The sequence below is a fragment of the Curtobacterium sp. A7_M15 genome (genome assembly GCF_030705415.1).
GTDB lineage: Bacteria > Actinomycetota > Actinomycetes > Actinomycetales > Microbacteriaceae > Curtobacterium.
On record NZ_JAUZED010000019.1, the window covers coordinates 24,779 to 42,366 of the forward strand.

At 68.7% G+C, this 17,588-nt stretch carries 16 protein-coding genes; 6 read left to right on the forward strand and 10 right to left on the reverse strand.

The window, feature by feature from the left end; genetic code table 11:
- Positions 1-19: 19 nt before the first annotated feature.
- Positions 20-385: a nuclear transport factor 2 family protein gene (locus Q7F20_RS05760; RefSeq protein ID WP_305739159.1), complete on the forward strand. Its 366-nt coding sequence runs from the start codon at positions 20-22 to the stop codon at positions 383-385.
- A 17-nt stretch (positions 386-402) separates the two neighbouring features.
- On the opposite strand, the gene Q7F20_RS05765 is transcribed toward Q7F20_RS05760, so the two are convergent.
- From Q7F20_RS05765 to Q7F20_RS05790, 6 genes are all read right to left on the reverse strand, one after another.
- Entirely contained in the window at positions 403-1,053 is a 651-nt protein-coding gene (locus Q7F20_RS05765) for a DNA alkylation repair protein (protein WP_305739160.1), read from the reverse strand.
- Positions 1,050-1,853: a TSUP family transporter gene (locus Q7F20_RS05770; protein ID WP_305739161.1), complete on the reverse strand. Its 804-nt coding sequence runs from the start codon at positions 1,851-1,853 to the stop codon at positions 1,050-1,052. Before Q7F20_RS05770 ends, Q7F20_RS05765 begins: the two co-directional genes overlap by 4 nt.
- A gap of 64 nt (positions 1,854-1,917) precedes the next feature.
- Complete coding sequence (locus Q7F20_RS05775; RefSeq protein ID WP_305739162.1) at positions 1,918-4,110, reverse strand: NB-ARC domain-containing protein; 2,193 nt, start codon at positions 4,108-4,110, stop codon at positions 1,918-1,920.
- A gap of 343 nt (positions 4,111-4,453) precedes the next feature.
- Complete coding sequence (locus Q7F20_RS05780) at positions 4,454-5,572, reverse strand: type I restriction endonuclease (RefSeq protein WP_305739163.1); 1,119 nt, start codon at positions 5,570-5,572, stop codon at positions 4,454-4,456.
- Positions 5,573-5,959: 387 nt separating this feature from the next.
- Complete coding sequence (locus tag Q7F20_RS05785) at positions 5,960-6,661, reverse strand: NYN domain-containing protein (protein ID WP_305739164.1); 702 nt, start codon at positions 6,659-6,661, stop codon at positions 5,960-5,962.
- A 107-nt stretch (positions 6,662-6,768) separates the two neighbouring features.
- Positions 6,769-7,965, reverse strand: a complete 1,197-nt coding sequence (locus Q7F20_RS05790; RefSeq protein ID WP_305739165.1) for a peptidoglycan DD-metalloendopeptidase family protein — start codon at positions 7,963-7,965, stop codon at positions 6,769-6,771.
- 221 nt (positions 7,966-8,186) lie between these two features.
- Here Q7F20_RS05790 and Q7F20_RS05795 point away from each other — a divergent pair, with 221 nt between their 5' ends.
- Complete coding sequence (locus Q7F20_RS05795; RefSeq protein WP_305739166.1) at positions 8,187-10,100, forward strand: gamma-glutamyltransferase family protein; 1,914 nt, start codon at positions 8,187-8,189, stop codon at positions 10,098-10,100.
- A 158-nt stretch (positions 10,101-10,258) separates the two neighbouring features.
- Here the strand turns inward: Q7F20_RS05795 and Q7F20_RS05800 are convergent, their stop codons facing one another.
- The gene (locus Q7F20_RS05800) at positions 10,259-11,302 is read right to left on the reverse strand and encodes an NAD(P)-dependent alcohol dehydrogenase (RefSeq protein WP_305739167.1); all 1,044 of its coding nucleotides are present in this window, start codon (positions 11,300-11,302) and stop codon (positions 10,259-10,261) included.
- Positions 11,303-11,417: 115 nt separating this feature from the next.
- A complete protein-coding gene (locus Q7F20_RS05805) occupies positions 11,418-13,517 on the reverse strand; it encodes an acyltransferase family protein (RefSeq protein ID WP_305739168.1) in 2,100 nt (699 codons plus the stop codon).
- Between the two features lie 159 nt (positions 13,518-13,676).
- On the opposite strand from Q7F20_RS05805, the gene Q7F20_RS05810 reads away from it, so the two are divergent.
- The 3 genes from Q7F20_RS05810 (at position 13,677) to Q7F20_RS05820 (ending at position 16,028) form a co-directional block, all read left to right on the forward strand.
- Complete coding sequence (locus Q7F20_RS05810) at positions 13,677-14,117, forward strand: OsmC family peroxiredoxin (RefSeq protein WP_305739169.1); 441 nt, start codon at positions 13,677-13,679, stop codon at positions 14,115-14,117.
- 95 nt (positions 14,118-14,212) lie between these two features.
- On the forward strand, positions 14,213-14,470 hold the full coding sequence (locus tag Q7F20_RS05815) for a hypothetical protein (RefSeq protein ID WP_305739170.1): 258 nt from the start codon (positions 14,213-14,215) through the stop codon (positions 14,468-14,470).
- 52 nt (positions 14,471-14,522) lie between these two features.
- Complete coding sequence (locus tag Q7F20_RS05820; protein WP_305739171.1) at positions 14,523-16,028, forward strand: threonine/serine exporter ThrE family protein; 1,506 nt, start codon at positions 14,523-14,525, stop codon at positions 16,026-16,028.
- Between the two features lie 51 nt (positions 16,029-16,079).
- On the opposite strand, the gene Q7F20_RS05825 is transcribed toward Q7F20_RS05820, so the two are convergent.
- On the reverse strand, positions 16,080-16,277 hold the full coding sequence (locus Q7F20_RS05825) for a DUF2795 domain-containing protein (protein WP_305739172.1): 198 nt from the start codon (positions 16,275-16,277) through the stop codon (positions 16,080-16,082).
- 75 nt (positions 16,278-16,352) lie between these two features.
- Entirely contained in the window at positions 16,353-17,027 is a 675-nt protein-coding gene (locus Q7F20_RS05830; protein WP_305739173.1) for a TetR/AcrR family transcriptional regulator, read from the reverse strand.
- Between the two features lie 168 nt (positions 17,028-17,195).
- Here Q7F20_RS05830 and Q7F20_RS05835 point away from each other — a divergent pair, with 168 nt between their 5' ends.
- On the forward strand, positions 17,196-17,513 hold the full coding sequence (locus Q7F20_RS05835; protein ID WP_305739174.1) for a hypothetical protein: 318 nt from the start codon (positions 17,196-17,198) through the stop codon (positions 17,511-17,513).
- Positions 17,514-17,588 lie beyond the last annotated feature (75 nt).

Consider the following 17,588-nt stretch of genomic DNA (forward strand, 5'->3'; position numbering starts at 1 on the left):
CCCAGGCTAGGCTCCGGGCATGGCCACCGTGTCCGAGCTGCTGACCGCCAACCTCCACGACGTCTTCGGGAACCGTGACGCGACTTCCCGTCGTGCCGCCATCGAGCGGACGTACTCCCCCGACGTGACCTTCACGGACCCCGAGGGCACGGCCGTCGGCTGGGACGCCCTCGAGCAGAAGGCCGCGCAGCTCCTCGAGACCGTGCCCGCCGGGTTCCAGTTCGTCGAGGAAGGGCGTCGCTACGCGTCCGAGACCCACGGCGCACTCGCGTGGGGGTTCGGGCCCGTCGGAGCTCCGGCGGTCCGTGGGATCGACGTCGTCGAGGTCCGTGACGGTGTCGTCGTCGCGCTCACGACCGTCTTCGCGGAGCCCACCGAGGACTGAGCCGCATCCGGGCCGCGTCAGCCTCGCAACCGGTCGCGCTCGGCCGGCGGCAGGTGCTCGGTCGCCGTCGCCCGCGCCGCCGGGCTGAGGAACCGCCCCTGCCGCTCGAGGAACGCCACGAGCGCCTCCTCGGACGCCCGCTTGCCGGTCTCCCGCAGCACCCGTCCGAGCGCCGACTGCACGACGTCGCTCCGCTCCCGCACGAGCCGCCCGGCGATGGCGAGCGGCACCTCGGCGTCGCCCTGCTTCGCGAACGCCAGCGTGGCGACCACCGCGATCCGCCGGACCATCGCCACGTCGGACTTCACCAGCGCGAACAAGGGGCCGGTCGAGCCGCCGACGAGCGGAGCGCCGACGAGCTCCTCGGCCCCGAGGTCGGCCAGCACCGCGTCGTCGAAGCGATCCGCCTTGGCGGCCGACAGGTACTCGTCGGTCAGCTCCGGGTCCGGCTGCTCCCGCATCGCCTGCACGAGGAGCTGGACCGCGACGAGCCGCGCCCCCGCGTCCTCGCTCCAGAGCAGTGCCGACCGCTCGCCCTCGTCGAGGTCGGCGAACTGCCGCGCGACGCGTCGCGCCGCCGGCACGTCGCCCGTCGTGCGTGCGAACGCCGCGAGCACGGCTTCCGCATCCGCCGGGTTCCGACCACCGCCGGACTGGAGGCGCGTCACGCGACCTCCCCGTCCGTCGCCTCGTTCCGCGGCACCGCCCGGCGACCGCGGCGCAGCACGATGACCGCCACCACCACCAGGAACGCGGCGAAGAGCCAGGTGCCCACCTGCGGATCGACGAGGCGGGCGATCCACGCGCCTCCCGGGGGGCAGATCGCGGCCGTGATGCCGACCGTCAGACCGACGCGCAGCTCCACCGCACGGCGACGGAGGTTCGCCACCGTGCCGGAGACCGACGTCGGCACCATCGTGAGCAGCGAGGTGCCCTTCGCGAGGAGGTCTCCCGCCCCGAGGACCACCTCGAGCCCCGGCACGATGACGACCCCGCCGCCGACGCCGACGAGCCCGGAGAGCACGCCCGAGAGCAGCCCGAGCAGCAGGAGCACGACCGCCTCGACGATCCCGAAGTGCACATCGCCGCCGCGCGTCGGCACCGCCAGGAACAGCGAGACGAGCACGACCGCGATGAACCCGACGAAGATCCACGGCAGGACCCGCAGCGGGAGTGCTCGGAGGAGTCTCGCGCCGATCGGGGCGCCGATGACGCTGCCGATCGCGAGGGCCAGGGCTGCGAGCCAGTGCACCTCGCCCTGCACGGCGTAGGTGATCGCACCGACGACGGCCGCGGGGGCGATCGCCACGAGGGACGTCGCCGAGGCCCGACGCTGGTCGAGGTGCAGGAACGCCATCAGCGCGGGCACGACGATGACCCCGCCGCCGACGCCGAAGAGGCCGGAGAGCACTCCCGCGACGACCCCGATCGCCACCAACACGAGCACCTGGCCGCCGCGCTTCTCCATCCCGTGAACCCTACGGCAACCCTTGATGACACCATCGAAAACAATAGGGGCTAGTGCCGACCAGTCAAACCAACATTCGGACCCGCCGAGCGCGCGGCCCTCTCCCATCTTTGTCATCACTGTCGAACGCGACGATCACGTTCTGGTCTACAACCTCCCAGTCCGCACGATCAATGAGGTCACTCTTATGGAAGAAGCGATCCTGCGGCAATGACGATATGAAGCCAAAACCACGATCGGAGTCGAAATTGGCAACAACGGACGTCTCTCTACCTAGTAGCGCCACGTCAACAATGCGAAGTCGATCGATAACCTTCGAACTAAGCTCCGTCGACTTCGAATCAATATAGGTATCCCCCCCGCCCAGGGAGACGATGACTGCCGCCAAATCGCGCAACCGCACCATTAGATCGGAGTGCGCAGCACTGAGCCATTCTATGCGCGCAGTCCTAAAGCACTCGTAACCAGCCTCAATCAAAACCAGCGCATCCGCTAGGCGACCGTCGAACTTCGCTTGCTCCGCCCCGAATACTGCAGCTCTCAGCGCAAGGAGAAGGTCTACGTTCACGTGACGCTCCGAACGGGCCTCATGCAGAAGAGTCGAACAGATGTCCACGACTTCAAGATATCTCCCAATAGAGAAATGAGCAGTCGCGATCTCGTGCCGAATACGCGCGGTATTGTCGTACTTTGCGGCGGTTTGGAGTAGCTGCAACGCACGCGTTTGATCACCGATTCGTTGCAGGAACGTACCGAAATGATATGCCGCAACGGCCGATTGTGGGGCCAGATCAAACGAAACCTCGAAGGCCTGCTGTGCCGACAAGATATCGTGCCGAGCTTCATGCGCGATGCCTTCCACGCGCCATGCCTCGTGGTAAGTAGGCGCAAGCGTCTGGGCCTCAGCGCAGGCCGTCAAAGCCTCGTCGGGGTTACCCCTCTCGAGAGCACGAAGCGCCTCAACCAGGAATCGCGCGGCCGGCACATCATGAGCCCCTCGGACGTCTATTGTTGCCCAGTAATAGCGGTTCCGAGCTCCATCCGCGCGCATTTGATGGCCCAGGTCAAGGAGCTGCTGGGAGCGCTCGGAGAATAAGCCCCGTGTGCGAGCATCAATCGAATGATTCTTCGCTAGGTACTGCAGCGCGAAATCTCCGACTTCATAAACGCCGTCAAGATCCTCCACCACAGATCGCTTCATGATGACAAAGTTCGTCGTCATCAGCTGCAGGAGTGCCGCTTGAACCCGTCTAGCGCCCAGGTTGCAAAGGAATGCAATTTCTCCCTGAGCCCGGGACCCCCTGACTGCCTGCATTGCGCCGAGCACCTGACGGGCATCGGCGTCGAGTTTGTCGTAAACGTTCGACATGCAGAAATCCAGCAAGATGCCATTTCCACTTACAAGCTCCGCTGGGCGCTTTCCCGCCTGGACGCCAGTGACCAACCAACGAATGAATAGAGGGTGTCCATTCATCCTGGCTACCAAGTTCTTGAGGCCACCATCTCCCATGGAACGCAGTAGGGCAACATCGCGAATCGACGCAAGAGCCCGCAGTAGTCGGAGAGAGTCATCTTCGTCCAGAGGACCTAGCTTCACCGGGTTTTCGATACCGAGGCCAATCCGGCTGGTAATCAACACTTTGCTCCCGAGGGGCAAATCCAGCAGGAAATCCCGCAGGCGCTGGTCTGTGACTGTTTCGAGATTGTCGAGAATGAGAAGGATTTTGAAGTTCTCGAGGTATCCCAAAAGCTCGGTCGTTGCATTCTCCGGCGATGAGGTACCTCCAATCTCGTTGACTGCCGACTCAAACAAGCCCAAAGACGACTGAATTGCTCCGCTTATCGTCTGAATCTCAGCCCCGGTCAGTACGGTTGATTTTGCGGAAACCCATACCACTGCGTCGTAGTCAGCACGTGAATCATCTATAAGGTCATAGGCGGCCCGAAGAGCAATCGCCGTCTTCCCAATTCCGCCGTCTCCGAGAACGGACACAACAGGATACGGACCAAGAAGAGCCTTTTTTATTCGAGCAAGCTCCTTTTTCCTTCCGAAGAATCCCGTTTCGTCGAATTCAGGGATAGGAAGATTGTTCTGCGTGACTCTGACGGGATCCGAGGGAAGTTGAATAGTGAGTCCCAGCACATACTCCGGCTCGCTCTCCAAACGTCGAATCGTCTGTGCAAGCTCAATCCATTCAGGCCCCACAGCAAATGACCGACAGACATCCAAGGTCACCGCTAAGTCGTCAATCTCCATCGGGCGTGAGTGTGCAACTCGATTTCTGACTTGGATGAGACGTCCCAATTCTTTGGCCTGGCTTTTCACACGATTGATGACCGAGGCGCCAAATCGTGCCCCGTTTGCCAATATCACCTCGAAGGCGTCAGCAAAGTCAAAGAAGTCGATTAGCCGCTCGCGCGAAGCCTTTGTGCCCTCAGAGAGGTTGCTTCGCGAGTGAAGTTTCTCAGTCAGTGCCTCACTCCACTTTAGGGAATCAAGCTCCGGGGCGATGAGTATGATGTTTCGGAGGTCTACCTCTAGCGAGGAAATCAGTGCGAAGCAGGTTAGTCGCGTAGCGTTCGATGACATAGCCGCTTTCTCAATTCTCAAAAACCATTTTAGACGCCAGGTGCCGCGCCACGGCGGCACGGATGATCTCGGCATGGAGGTAGATGTCGTCGAGCGCGTCGATCGGGTGCTTCGTCTCGACCTTGTTCTCGTCGAACAGCCCGAGGTACTTCTGCTTCTTGCCGTTGAACCACAGGCGAGCGATCGGCTTGCGGTTGTTGTCGTCGAGCAAGACGGCGAAGTACGACTTCTGGTCGCGGTGCGCGATGCGATCCGGCTTCACCTCGCTGCACGCGATCGCCTTGACGATCTGGTAGCCCTCGAGCTCTTCGAGCGTGGTCTCGATCTCGGTGTCCCGGTCCAGATCGTCCTCCGCGACCGCGGCACTCGTGACGGCCGCAGCGGGGGTGTCCGCCTCGACAGGCGATGAGTACGAGGCGCCGAGAGCGGTTTTGAGACGGTCGTTGACCTGCTCGTTGAGGAACTGCTTCGACGCCTTCGTAACGAGCGTCGTGAACTGCGTCCGCGCCTCCTGGGTGAAGCGCCCGTCGTACACGCGCGAGGCGAAGAGCCGGACGAAGTCCTCCTCAGGCTCACGGAACTGCGCGGCGATCGCCCGCTTGATCGAGCCGACGTACTTGAGCTCCTCTGCGGCGCTGATGACCGAGTCGAGGTCGAAGACGTCCTTCGTGAGCTTGCTCAGCTCGGGGAGGAGCGTCTCGTCGATGTCCGCGAGGTCCAGCACCAGGAACGGCCGGTCGTCCATCTTGTTCGGCGCGTCGAGGTCCGTGTAGAAGTTGTAGACCTCGCCGTTCGTGAGCACAGCGATGCGGGCGTTCGTGACCGAGAAGTAGCGGAACAACTGCGACGCGTGCTCGATCTTCAGCGGCTCGGTCGATTTCTTGCACTCGATGAGGATCTGCACCTCACCATCGCGCATGATCGCGTAGTCGACCTTCTCGCCGCGCTTCACACCGACGTCGGCGGTGAACTCCGGCACGACCTCCAGCGGATTGAACACGTCATAGCCGAGGATCGTCGAGATGAACGGCATGACGAACGCGTTCTTCGTCGCTTCTTCGGTCTGGATGGCCTCACGCTGGTTCTGGACCTTCGTGGCCAGCGCAGCAAGGCGTTCTTCGAACTCCATCGTTCCTCCCCTGAGTCGATCCAACGTTAGTTGAAGACCCGTCACCAATGCGATCTCTCGCGCCCCCACTTCGCGGGCAGTGGCCAAACTACCGCAGGTGGAACATCACACATCATCACCGTAGGCTGCTCCGCGGTGCGGCGGTCGCCGGACGATCGCCCCGGGCAAGGTTGAAGCCCACCACCGCGGCAACGGTGATGGGCTTCGAGTTGCTCTCCGAGTGGAGTGCCAGAGGGACACGCGACGTCCCGAGCGTCTCGCTCAGAACCAGCGTACGTGACCCTTCGCGAGTCAAGTCGCCTGGCGCAGACGACACCGCGGCGACGTCACCGCTTGCTCGTGACCGGCGTCTCGGATAGCGTTGACGTACACCCCCGGATGTCTCGACTACCGGGCGCGAAGCCCCGCCTCTGGCGGGGCTTCTGTACTTCCAGCCACCCATCGCTTCGGCCGCGTCACCGTGCCGTGTTCGTCGACGATCCGCTCGGGAAGCTGTGCCGCCAGCATCGACGCCGCGCGGACGTGCCGCACATGATCGGGTGCGAGAGCGAGCAAGCTCCGCGCGGGTGCCGACGTCGGGCTGATCAACCCGATCTCGACGCCGGCGCGCTCCCGGGCCAGCCGCAGCGCGTCGACGAAGTCCGAGTCGTTCGACAGGACGAACACCGCGTCCACGCCCCCGCTCATGGCGTCGCAGACGAGGTGTGCGGCCAGGCTGACGTCCGACCCCTTCTCCTCGATCTTGCGCACCCGAACGGTCCGAGGAGATCCGTCGGCCTGCAGCTCGAGTGGACTCACGGCCATCCACCGGCGGTCCGATCGGAAGGTGCCGAAGTGCAGCGAGACCCCTGGGATCGTTGCGAGCGCTCGGAGGTACGCGCGCTGCCGGGCAGGGGACGCCGGGTCCTCGCCCTCGACGAACTTCACGTGCGCGGTGAAGTACCGGACGTGGGTGACCTCGAAGTCTGGGAGGAGCAGTTCGCAGAGCCTCCGGACGTCGAGCCACCGACACTCGGGCCGTTGTTCGAGCGCGCGGCGGTAGAGGTTGAACCCGTCGATGTAGATCGCTGCGCGCTTCGCTCCCGTCACCGGACGATCGTGACATGGTACGTACGAGACTCGATCAGCCTGTGGATTTCGCCGCTCAGGGGCACTCTGAGAAGAACGACCCGCACCCGGACGGGCCGCTCCCAGCGTCAGCGGAAGTGCAGCAACGTCAACGGATCGAACAGCGACCCCGCCCGCCGCGTCTCGACGTGCACGTGCGGCCCCGTCGACTGCCCGGTGTTCCCGGACTTCCCGATCTCGGTCCGCACGGAGACGATCTGCCCCTGCTTGACCTCGATCTTGCTGAGGTGCGCCGTGAGCACGGTCACGTTGCCGTAGGTCACGACGATGTAGTTGCCGTACGAGGCGTTGTTCGCGACGGTGCTCGTCACGGTGCCGGTCCCGGAGGCGTACACGGGCGTGCCGACCGCGACGGGGGCGTCGGCACCCTGGTGGTAGCGCGGGACGTGGCCGGCACCCCGGTCGTCGCCGTAGCGGCCGGAGATCTTCGTGCTCGCGACCGGCCACATCAAGCCGGTGACGGGCTTGGTCGACCAGACGCGGGTGTCCTTGCCGCCGTAGAGCACGACGTTGCCGTCCACCTGCACCATGAGCGTGCCCGCGCCAGCCGTGCCGGTCCGCGAGTTCCAGAGCGTGACCTTCTTCTGCGCGGCGTCACGGCCGACGACGGCGAAGTTGCCGTCCTTCCGCAGCTCGGCCCACGCGCCCTTGTGGCCGGCGGTGCCGGACTGCCAGACGACCTTGCGGTTCACGGTCTGCACGAGGTTGCCGTCCGCCTGCATGGTGAGACGCCGGGCCCCGCTCGTGTCCGAGCTGAGCACGGTGCCGGAGTAGATCGAGTTCCCCGCGGGGACGATGCCCTGCTGGCTCGTCCAGTTCACGATCGCGGTCTTGCCGGCGTAGAGCCCCATCGTGCCGTCGGCCCGGACGGCGAACGACGTGGACTGCGTGGTGCCGGCGGAGGCCCAGCGGACGATCCGCTTCCCACCCCGCATGAGGTCGACCGCCCGGTTGCGGCCGATCGTCACGGTCGCGCCGGGCTGGTTCGAGGTGTTCGAGGCCCACAGCACCTGGTTGCCGACGCCGTACTCGACGAAGTTGCCGTCACCCTGCAGGATCAGCCGGAACTGCCCGTTGGGCGAGGTCACCGAGTCGCCGGGCTGCAGGATGGTGCCGGCGGGCACGGAGCCCTTGTAGACGACGGCGGCGGAGGCCGGTTCGGCGAGTCCGACGACACCACCGGCGACGACGGCGATGGCCACGACCGCTGCGGCGAGTCGAGGGAGTCGGCGTGCGTGCGCGACGGAGGACGGTGTGCTGGTCATGGAACCCCTGATCAAGGAACCGGTCGAGCCCCTGCCCGACCGTTCGGCGGCGCGCTCTCGACACGCCGCCGAACGATGGTCACCTTTTCGTGACGAGTCCACAACCCCCTTGACGGGGGCGGAGTGCGCACTCAGGACATCTGGAAGAACTCCTTCGGAGCGCCGAGCAGTGCCTCGAGCTGGCGCCGAGCGCGCGGGCGACACAAGGGGAAGATGGGGACATGCCGAACCCCGCGTTCACGCCGCCCACCGCACACCCCACCCGTCCGGACATCCGCGGAACGTTCAGCGCAGCCGCCGCCACGCACTGGATCGCGACCGCCACCGCACAGTCCGTCCTGGAGCGAGGCGGCAACGCCTTCGACGCGGCCGTCGCGGGCGCGTTCGTCCTGCACGTCGTCGAACCGCACCTGAACGGTCCCGGCGGGGACCTCACCGCGGTGTTCGCCACCGCGACGGACCCGACGCCGACGGTCCTCGTCGGGCAGGGTCCAGCCCCGGCCGGCGCGACTCCGGAGCACTACCGCGGCGAGGGCCTCGACCTCGTCCCCGGCTCCGGCGCGCTCGCCGCCACCGTTCCCGGCGCCGTCGACGCCTGGCTCCTCCTGCTCCGCGACCACGGCACGTGGGAGCTCGCGGACGTGCTCGCGCCAGCCGTCGGCTACGCCCGTGACGGCCACCCGGTCGCACCGGCGGTGGTCCGGACGATCACCGCGGTCCAGGACCTGTTCCAGCAGCACTGGCCCACCTCCCGAGCGCAGTGGATGCCGGGAGGCGCGGTGCCGGTCCCCGGGGACCTGGTGCGCAACGAGGCGCTCGCCTCGGTGTTCGAGCGGCTCGTCGCCGCCGGTGCCGGCGCCGGGACCCGGACCGCCCGCATCGACGCCGCTCGCAGCGAGTGGGCCGACGGCTTCGTCGCCGACGCGATCGACCGGTTCGTCCAAGAACCGCACCGGCACTCGTCCGGGACGGACCACGCCGGGGTGATCCGGGCATCGGACCTCGCGGCGTTCCGGGCGTCCTACGAACCCGCGACGACGGCGGAGTTCCGCGGCTGCACGATCGCGAAGACCGGACCGTGGGGACAGGGTCCGGCGCTCCTGCAGACCCTCCGGCTGCTCGAGCCGCTCGAGGACACCCGACTCGACCCGTCGACCGAGCTCGGTGCGCACACGATCGCCGAGGCGCTGAAGCTCGCGCTGGCCGACCGCGAGGCGTTCTACGGTGACGGTGACGTCCCCCTCGACGTCCTGCTGTCGGATGCGTACACCGACGAGCGTCGGGCGCTGATCGGCGAGCGCGCCTCGGCGGAACTGCGTCCGGGGACCGTGGAGGGTGTCGCGCACGCCGTGCCCCCGGTCCGGACGTCGTACGAGTCCGCTGTCGCCGCGGGTGTCGGCGAACCGACGGTCCAGGTCACACGGGACCGCGCGTCCGCCGCCGCGTCCGGTGCTCCCGCCGCTCCCGCCGCTCCCGCCGCTCCCGCTGCACCCGCCGCTCCCGCTGAGGACCGCGGTGAACCGTTCGTCGACCCGGACGGCGAGACCCGCGGGGACACGTGCCACATCGACGTCGTCGACCGCTGGGGCAACATCGTCAGCGCGACCCCGTCCGGCGGCTGGCTGCAGTCGTCCCCGACGATCCCCGAGCTCGGCTTCTGCCTCGGCACCAGGCTGCAGATGACCTGGCTCGAGCCGGGTACGGCCTCGACCTTGCGTCCCGGCGAGCGCCCTCGCACGACGCTGACGCCGACCCTGGTGCTCCGGGACGGGGAGCCGGTGGCGGCGATCGGCTCGCCCGGCGGCGACCAGCAGGACCAGTGGCAACTGCTGTTCCTGCTGCGGTGGATCGTGGGCGAGTACTCCCCGCAGCAGGCGATCGACGCCCCGGCGCTGCACACCACCTCGTTCCCGGGGTCGTTCTGGCCGCGCACCTGGGAGCCGGCGGGCCTCGTGGTCGAGGATCGCCTCGGGGACGACGTCATCGCCGACCTCGAGTCCCGCGGGCACGTCGTCACCCGGGCCGGCGACTGGGCCCTCGGTCGCCTGTCGTGCGTGACCCGGGATCCCGCGACCGGTGTCCTCGGCGCCGCGGCGAACTCGCGGGGCGCGCAGGGCTACGCGATCGGCCGCTGACCCGGGGGCGATCTTTCCCCCGACGCTTGCGGTGGAAAGCCCAATCGGGCGTACCTGGTCGAATCTTCCGACCAGGTACGCTCGATTCGACCAGGTACGCCGCCCGGCGGCCCAGCCGCGGCCCAACCCAGCCCAGCCCAGCGCAGCAGCGCCCGGACTCAGAACGTCGGGACGACCACCGCGCGACCGGAGAGCTCGCCGGCCTCGAGCTTCCGGTACGCCTCGAGCGCGTCGGACAGGGAGTATCGCTCGACGTCGGGGACGATCTGCCCGGCCCGGTACATCGCGACGACCTCGTGCAGGTCCTCGATCGTGCCCCAGTACGTGTTCGTGATGGTCGACTCGTACGGCGTCGAGAAGAAGTTCCACTCGGTGGTGCCACCGGCGATCCCGACGACGGTGAACCGGCCACCGACGGCCATCGAGGCCTGGGCGACCGTGATCGTCGGCGTCGCGCCCACGAAGTCGAACGCGGCGTCCACACCCCGGCCTCCGGTGATCTCGCGGATCGCGGCAGCCTGGTCCGGTCCGCTCGGCACGGTGACCGCCCCACGGGCGGCAGCGCGGTCCATGGCGTCCTGCTTCACGTCCGTCGCGATGACGGTCGCGCCGGTGAGCGCCGTGAGGATCTGCACGGCGATCTGCCCGAGGCCGCCGAGCCCGACGACGAGGGCGTACTTGCCCCCACCGGCCAGGTTCGGCAGGGAGTTCTTGATGGCGTGGTAGGGCGTGAGGGCCGCGTCGCTGAGCGGTGCGGCGGCGATCGGGTCGGCGTCGCCGAGCGGCACGAGGTTGCGCGCGGGCACGGTGACGTACTCGGCCATGCCGCCGTCGCGCCCGAGGCCGATGCCCGCGTACGGGTTCGTGGCGGCGTTCTCGCAGTAGGTGTCCTGCCCCTTCGAGCAGTAGGAGCAGTGCCCGCAGCCGACCGGGCCGTAGACGAGGTAGGCGTCGCCCACCGTGAATCCCGAGACGCCGTCGCCGAGTTCCTCGACCCAGCCGGAGTTCTCGTGTCCGAGGACGAACGGCGGCTGCTGCGCGCCGGGCTGTCCCGCCTGGAACTCGCGGTAGACGGCGACGTCCGAGTGGCACGCACCGGCACCGGCGACCTTGAGGAGCACCTCCCCCGGACCCGGGGTGGGCTTCGGGACGTCCGTGAGGGACGGGAACGTCTGGAACTGTTCGAACACGACGGCGCGCATGGGGCCTTCCTTCTCCTTGACTCGTGGTCCGTCGACTCGACTCGTCGGGGCGTCAGGAGGGTGCGGCGTCGCGATCGGACCGGGTGGATCCGGCCACCAATACTACACCTGTCGTTCAACTGCGCCCCGCGCGACCCCCGTTCAGCTCGTCCGCGACGAGGTCGACGAGCCGCATCGCCATGCCGTGGGCGATGTGGGTCGCGTCCATCCGCACCACTGTCCCGTCGATGACAGCGGGACAGCGACCATCCGCATCGCAGAACCAGTCGAGGGTGTCGATCACCCGGACGTCAGCTCCGGACTCGCGGGCGACGGCAGCCGCCTCCTGTTCTGCCGCGACCCGGAGCTCCGCGGTCTGACGGATCGTCGGCGAGCAGCCGGCCAGGCCGGTGATGAGTGTGGCGCACGCTGCCGGATCCGCGGCGGTCGGCGGCGGCGTCAGGAACACGACCGAACCAGTGCGTCCCGCCAGCCCCTCGAGGAGCCGCTCGGCGCCCTCTCGCCACTCTGCGGCTGCCTGAGCACCCGTGGCACCGCTCGACAGGTCATCCATCGCGTTCTCTTGCGTGGACACGATCACCAGGTCTGGGGCGAGGTCAGCGACCTCCGCGATCGTGCGCGCGCGCCGGTCGTCGCACGCGATCCGTTTCTCCGGGCTTCCACTCCAGACATCGGCCGCGACGTCGACGACCGGGCAGGCGCTGTTCGAGATCACCGACAACCGCCATTCGTCACGCGGCAGCGCGGCCCGGACGTTGTCGGACCAGGCGGCAGCCGTGGAGTCGCCGATGATCAGCGCATGCCGCGAGGCTCCGGAGGCGCCGTCCGAGCACACCTTCGGCGCAATGCCGAGCTCCGGCGAGGTGAAGCACCCGCGGAGCTCGGTCCGGGACCGGACGATCGTCGCCGCGTCGATCGCTCCGGGGTCGAAGGCTTCGGCGCCGTGCTCACGCAGGGCAGCGTCGAGCGTCCCCGGCTCGAACCGCTCTCCGATCGACTGCTCGGCCGATGGCGCGAGACGCTGAGCGAGCGCGAGTTCGTCCCGGACCACGGGAACGCTGTACTGGCTCGCGATCGAGAGGAGCACCGCGCCCGCGAGCACCGGGGAAGCGATCCGCGCCGCGGTACGTCGCGCCGCGGACCCACCGTGCTCGATCGACGAGAGCCAGCGCGATCGACGGACCGGCACCTCGATCCACCGATGACTCGCGACGGCGAGCAGCACAGCCACGGCGAGGGCCGCCCAGGCTTGGACGGGCCCGGCACCCCACACGATCCGCACGCCGACCACCACGGGGAAGTGCCACAGGTACAGGGCGAACGAGATGCGACCGACGAACCGGCTGACGACGTTCGTGAGCACGAACCCGACGCCGACCGAGGCGCGGTGCCCGAGCAGCACGATGCAGAGCACCCCGACGACCGCGGGCACGGCACCCGGCCACGGCACCAGCCGCTCGTCCGAGACGAGGAAGGCAGAACCCACGACGGCGGCGAGACCGAAGACGAACGCGCCGTTCGCGACCGGCCGGGGGACGTTCGCAACACGCGGGGCGATCAGGGCGGCGAGCGCGCCGGCCCCGAGCTCCCAAACGCGACCGAAGGTGTCGACGTAGAGGGCAGCAGGGTTCACCTGGACCCGCCAGAGGCAGTAGACGACCGAGAGCAGGACGGCCCCGGAGATCGCGATCGCGACGAGCGTCGCCGCGGCCCGCGGGCGGCGGAAGAGTCGGGCGACGACGGCACACCCGGCGACGACGAGCGGGAGCACCAGGTAGAACTGTTCCTCGACGGCGAGCGACCAGTAGTGCTGGAGGGGAGAGGCCCCGTCGCCAGCGGCCTGGTAGTTCGTGAACGACCGCTGCAGGTGCCAGTTCTCGACGCCGGTGAGCGCGGCGAGCGCGTTCTGGAACAGTGCCGCACGCGCCGAGGACAACACGATGGGTGCGAGCACCACGACGGTGACGACGACCACCGTCACACTCAGCGGCGCGAGTCTCCGGATCCTGCGCACCACGAACGCGCCGAGCCGGACGCGCCCGTTCCGTTCGACGTCGTGCAGCAGCAGCCCGGTGATGAGGAAGCCGGACAGGACGAAGAACACGTCGACGCCGAGGACACCGCCGGGCAGCACGCCGAACACGTGCGTGATGACGGGGAGCAGGACGGCGACCGCCCGCAGCCCCTCGATGTCAGGACGGAACCGAGTACGCATGGGACCCCTCGAAAGCGTATGTGAGATATCAGCATAACGCATGCTTGCCTCACTGTGCCTGCGTCTTCCCCGAGAGCAGGTGCGAGAACGATCGTTCTCTGATTGACTCGGCGTCGGCGGTCCCGATCGGGGCCGATCCCCCACACGAAAGGAGCGGCCATGCCCACGCGCACCGCACGCACTGCTTGGAACGGCGGCCTCGAGGACGGCACCGGCCAGGTCGAGCTCTCCAGCTCGAAGGTCGGCACGTACGACGTCTCGTTCCCGAAGCGCGCCGCCGAGGACGCTGACGGCACCACCAGCCCCGAGGAGCTCATCGCCGCGGCGCACTCCGCCTGCTACGCCATGCAGTTCTCCGCGGTCCTGGGCGAGGCCGGCGGCACGGTCGAGGCCCTCGACGTCAAGGCCGACGTCTCGCTCGGCCCGGACAGCGCCGGCGGGTTCAAGCTCACCGGCATCGTCCTCACCGTCAACGGCGAGGTCTCCGGCATCGACGAGGCCACCTTCCTCAAGGCCGCCGAGGACGCCAAGGCGACCTGCCCCGTCAGCAAGGCGCTCACCGGCGTCGACATCACGCTCCACGCGACGTTCGAGCAGTAGGCGAGCGACGCAGGAGACGTCACGACGTGACGGACGGGAGGCGCGGTGCGGTCTGGCACCGCGCCTCCCGTCCGGCTCCACGTACGCTGGCGAACGTGAGACGTCACCTCTTCGCGACCCCGACCGGCATCGCGTTCTGGGCGGGTCTCGTCGCCGTGGTCGCGGGCCTCGTGGTCGCGCTCACCGCGCCGCCGGCGTCGTTCGGCTGGTTCGCGTACGCCCCGCTGTCGGACTACGCCTTCGTCGCGGGGACGCACTCGTGGCAGCAGGTGGTCGGTCAGCTGCTCGTCGTCGCCGGGGCGGTGGTCACCGCGTTCGCCGCCGGTCGGCTGAGCGTCCGCCGTCCACGCTGAGGCGTTCAGCGCGCGTCCGGACTCGGCGGATCGCGCCTGGCACGATGGCGGGATGGCCGAGCAGTCCCTCCCCGGAGCCAGACCCGGGCGTCCACCCCGGCCACGCGTGCGGAGCCTCGCGCAGCACGACATCCGTGACGCGCGGGCACGACTCCGCGGCACGATCTACGAAGACGTCACGCCGGACACCCGGCCGCTCGAGCAGTACTCGCCGGTGCAGATCGTCGACTTCTGCCTCGACCTCGCCGAGGTGATGCTCGCCTCCGGCGCCGACACCCGCAGCGTGGAGACCGCCGTCGTCGCGGTGTCGACGAAGTGGAACCTGGCACCGCTCGAACTCGACTTCTCCGGCAGCTCGGTGACGATCCAGTACGCCCCGGCCGACCACCCGCCGCTCGTGAAGGTCCGTACCGTGCAGTCCGACGGCTCCGACCTCGACCGCTTGGCGCGGGCGAACCAGATCGTCGACGACCTCGTGCACGACGAACGCGACATGACGTCAGCCGTGAGCGCCCTCGTCGCGGTGCTCCGGCTCCCGCCGCGCTGGCCGCGCTGGACGGCGGACGTCGGCCTGTCGATCCTCGGCATCTCGATCTCGATGCAGGCCGGCGGAGGGTGGCGCGCCGGGCTCGGTGCGTTCGTCCTCATGCTCGGCATCATCGTGTCCGGTCGGTGGCTGACCGGACGGGGCTTCCCGCAGTTCTTCGTCTCCGGGGCGCAGGGCGCGGTCGCCTCGGCCATCGGCACCCTGGCGATCTGGGCCGGCGTGCTGCACCCGGGGCAGGCGGCCACGATGGTGGCGGCGCTCGTGGTGCTCCTGCTCCCGCACCCGTCGCTCGTCACCTGGGCGCAGGACGCGATCTCCGGCTTCCGAGCGATGGCGGTGGCACGGGCGTTCTACATCGGGCTCGTCATCGCCGCGATCGTGGTCGGGGTCCCCGCCGGCATCGCCGTGACGAAGTGGCTGTCGATCGAGGTGGACCCGTCCGGCATCGTCACACAGACGCTGCCGCTCTGGGCATCACTGCTGCTCACCGTCGTGTCGGCCGCGGCGAACTGCTTCGTGCAACAAGCCAGCGCGCGGGTGATCCCGGTCGCCGTGGTCTTCTCGGTCGCAGCGGGCGCGGCACTGCGGGCCCTCCGGGAACTCGGCATCCCGCTGCTCGGTGCGACGTTCATCGCCGCGGTGCTGCTGGGCGTCCTCGCGACGATCGCGGCTGCCAGGATGCGGACGGCGGTGGCGGCGATCGCCGTGCCGGCGTTCTGCGGTGCCCTGCTGCCCGGCGTCGCGGTCTCGAACGCGCTGCTCAACTTCATGTCCGGGTCGTCGAGCGCCGCGCTGGACTTCGTCGCGGCGGTCTCGGTGGCGCTGGCGATCGGGGCGGGGCTGGTCCTCGGCGGCCTCGTGGCGACGCCGGGCGCCCGCCGGGCCCTCCGGCGGTCGCGGCGGGTCGTCGTGCACTCGGTGCACAACGACACCACGGCGATCCGGGTCATCCGTGACTCGGGCTACGACCCCGGCAACGGGTCGGTGCCGCGGGGACCGCGCCCGCGCTGACGCACCGCGCGGCGATCGCGCAGGCTCGACAGGTGGCCCGCCCGCGCACGCTCAGCCCGCGTCCGACACCGCGCTCGAGACGGCGGTCGGTGCGTCGTACTCGCCGTCCGGGATGTTCCGCAGGGCGTCCAGGACGTCGCCGCCCGCGCCCTCGCGTTCCGCGGTCGCGACGATGTCGTCCTTCGACGCCGGGTAGTCGATGCCGCTCAGGTACTTCTGGACCTGGATCGGGTTCGGTGCTGCTGCCATGTCGGTTCCTTCCGTGAGGAACCAACGACTACGCCACAGCACCCCGACCCCGGCCCAGCCGGAGCGCGAATCGGATCAGAGCTCCCAGCCGCCGTCGCTCCACGTCGAGAGTCGCCGTGCGGCCTGCGGCTCGTACCGCTCCATCCAGCCGCGCTCGAGCCGCGCGACGGCACGGTCGAACGCCGGCACCAGGTCGAGGTCCGATCGCAGCATCGCCTGCAGCTGGAGTCCCTCGTACAGCGCGATGAGCTGCTCGGCTCCTCGGCGCGGGTCCATCGTGTGCGGGGCCCGGCCGACCGCGATGTCGTGCTCCAGGCCGCGCTTGATCTGGGCGTAGAAGAGCTGGTACCGCGACCGGAGGTAGGTCGCCATGGGGTGCTGCGGGTTGCCCGCGACCGACAGCAGCGCCACGAGCAGCCGCATGAGCGCGGGGTCCTCGGCGTTCGACGCGACGATCCCCCGCAGCAGGCGGACGGTCGAGCCGTCCCCGACCTCACGCGCGACCTCGTCCATGCGTCCGCCGTTCCACCGGTCGACGGCGGCCAGCACGAGCCCGTCCCACGAGGGGAAGTGCTGTCGGAGCTCCTCGACGCCGATCCCCAGCCGCTGGGCGACGAGTCCCGCGTCGGCCTCGTGGAAGGGCACGTCCCGCAACACGTCGACGGTCGCCCCCACGATCGTGATCCGCAGGTGCAGGGTCGCGGCCGCGGCGGCTGCCGCCTGCGTGTCCGCACTGGTGTGTTCGAGCATCGTGCCCTCCGTCGGTCCCCGGACGTCCTGTCCGCGTCGCCCCTGGGGGCAGGTCCATCCAAACGGAGATCGGGGGACACCAGAATCCCCGGTCCGGGTGTCGGCATGTCGGGGGACAAGGGGTCCGGTTCGCAGCGCGTTCGCGGTCATCCGTGTGACGATGCCGTCATGACCCCGAACGACCCCACCGCGCAGGGACTGGCGACCATGGCATCGGCCGGCTTCGAGTTCGGCGGCGACCCGGAACAGGTCGCGCACGACGTCCGCACCATGTGGGAACAGCTCGGCCGGCCGACCGGTGCGTTCGACGCCGCGGCCCGGGCGATCGCCGCACTCCCCCAGCGCCCCGAGGTCCCGATCGCCGACCAGGCCCGGCGTCGGGAGTTCGAGCGGGCCGTCGGCATCAACCCGGTCGAGGTCGAACTCGCCGCGGCGCTGTCCGCACGCGAGCTGCTCGAGCGGATGGCGCGCGCCGTCACCTGCTGACGAGCTCCGCACGGACAGCGACGGACGGGAGCGCGCCCCGCGCAACGACTCGCGTCGCCGCTGAGGGGCGCGCTC

Coding starts and splice junctions, on each gene's coding strand:
- Q7F20_RS05810 (WP_305739169.1), top strand. CDS start 13,677: ATGCCCACGCGCACCGCACGCACTGCTTGGAACGGCGGCCTCGAGGAC.
- Q7F20_RS05790 (WP_305739165.1), bottom strand. CDS start 7,965: ATGACCAGCACACCGTCCTCCGTCGCGCACGCACGCCGACTCCCTCGA.
- Q7F20_RS05820 (WP_305739171.1), top strand. CDS start 14,523: ATGGCCGAGCAGTCCCTCCCCGGAGCCAGACCCGGGCGTCCACCCCGG.
- Q7F20_RS05830 (WP_305739173.1), bottom strand. CDS start 17,027: ATGCTCGAACACACCAGTGCGGACACGCAGGCGGCAGCCGCCGCGGCC.
- Q7F20_RS05760 (WP_305739159.1), top strand. CDS start 20: ATGGCCACCGTGTCCGAGCTGCTGACCGCCAACCTCCACGACGTCTTC.
- Q7F20_RS05795 (WP_305739166.1), top strand. CDS start 8,187: ATGCCGAACCCCGCGTTCACGCCGCCCACCGCACACCCCACCCGTCCG.
- Q7F20_RS05770 (WP_305739161.1), bottom strand. CDS start 1,853: ATGGAGAAGCGCGGCGGCCAGGTGCTCGTGTTGGTGGCGATCGGGGTC.
- Q7F20_RS05800 (WP_305739167.1), bottom strand. CDS start 11,302: ATGCGCGCCGTCGTGTTCGAACAGTTCCAGACGTTCCCGTCCCTCACG.
- Q7F20_RS05825 (WP_305739172.1), bottom strand. CDS start 16,277: ATGGCAGCAGCACCGAACCCGATCCAGGTCCAGAAGTACCTGAGCGGC.
- Q7F20_RS05835 (WP_305739174.1), top strand. CDS start 17,196: ATGACCCCGAACGACCCCACCGCGCAGGGACTGGCGACCATGGCATCG.
- Q7F20_RS05775 (WP_305739162.1), bottom strand. CDS start 4,110: ATGGAGATTGACGACTTAGCGGTGACCTTGGATGTCTGTCGGTCATTT.
- Q7F20_RS05805 (WP_305739168.1), bottom strand. CDS start 13,517: ATGCGTACTCGGTTCCGTCCTGACATCGAGGGGCTGCGGGCGGTCGCC.
- Q7F20_RS05780 (WP_305739163.1), bottom strand. CDS start 5,572: ATGGAGTTCGAAGAACGCCTTGCTGCGCTGGCCACGAAGGTCCAGAAC.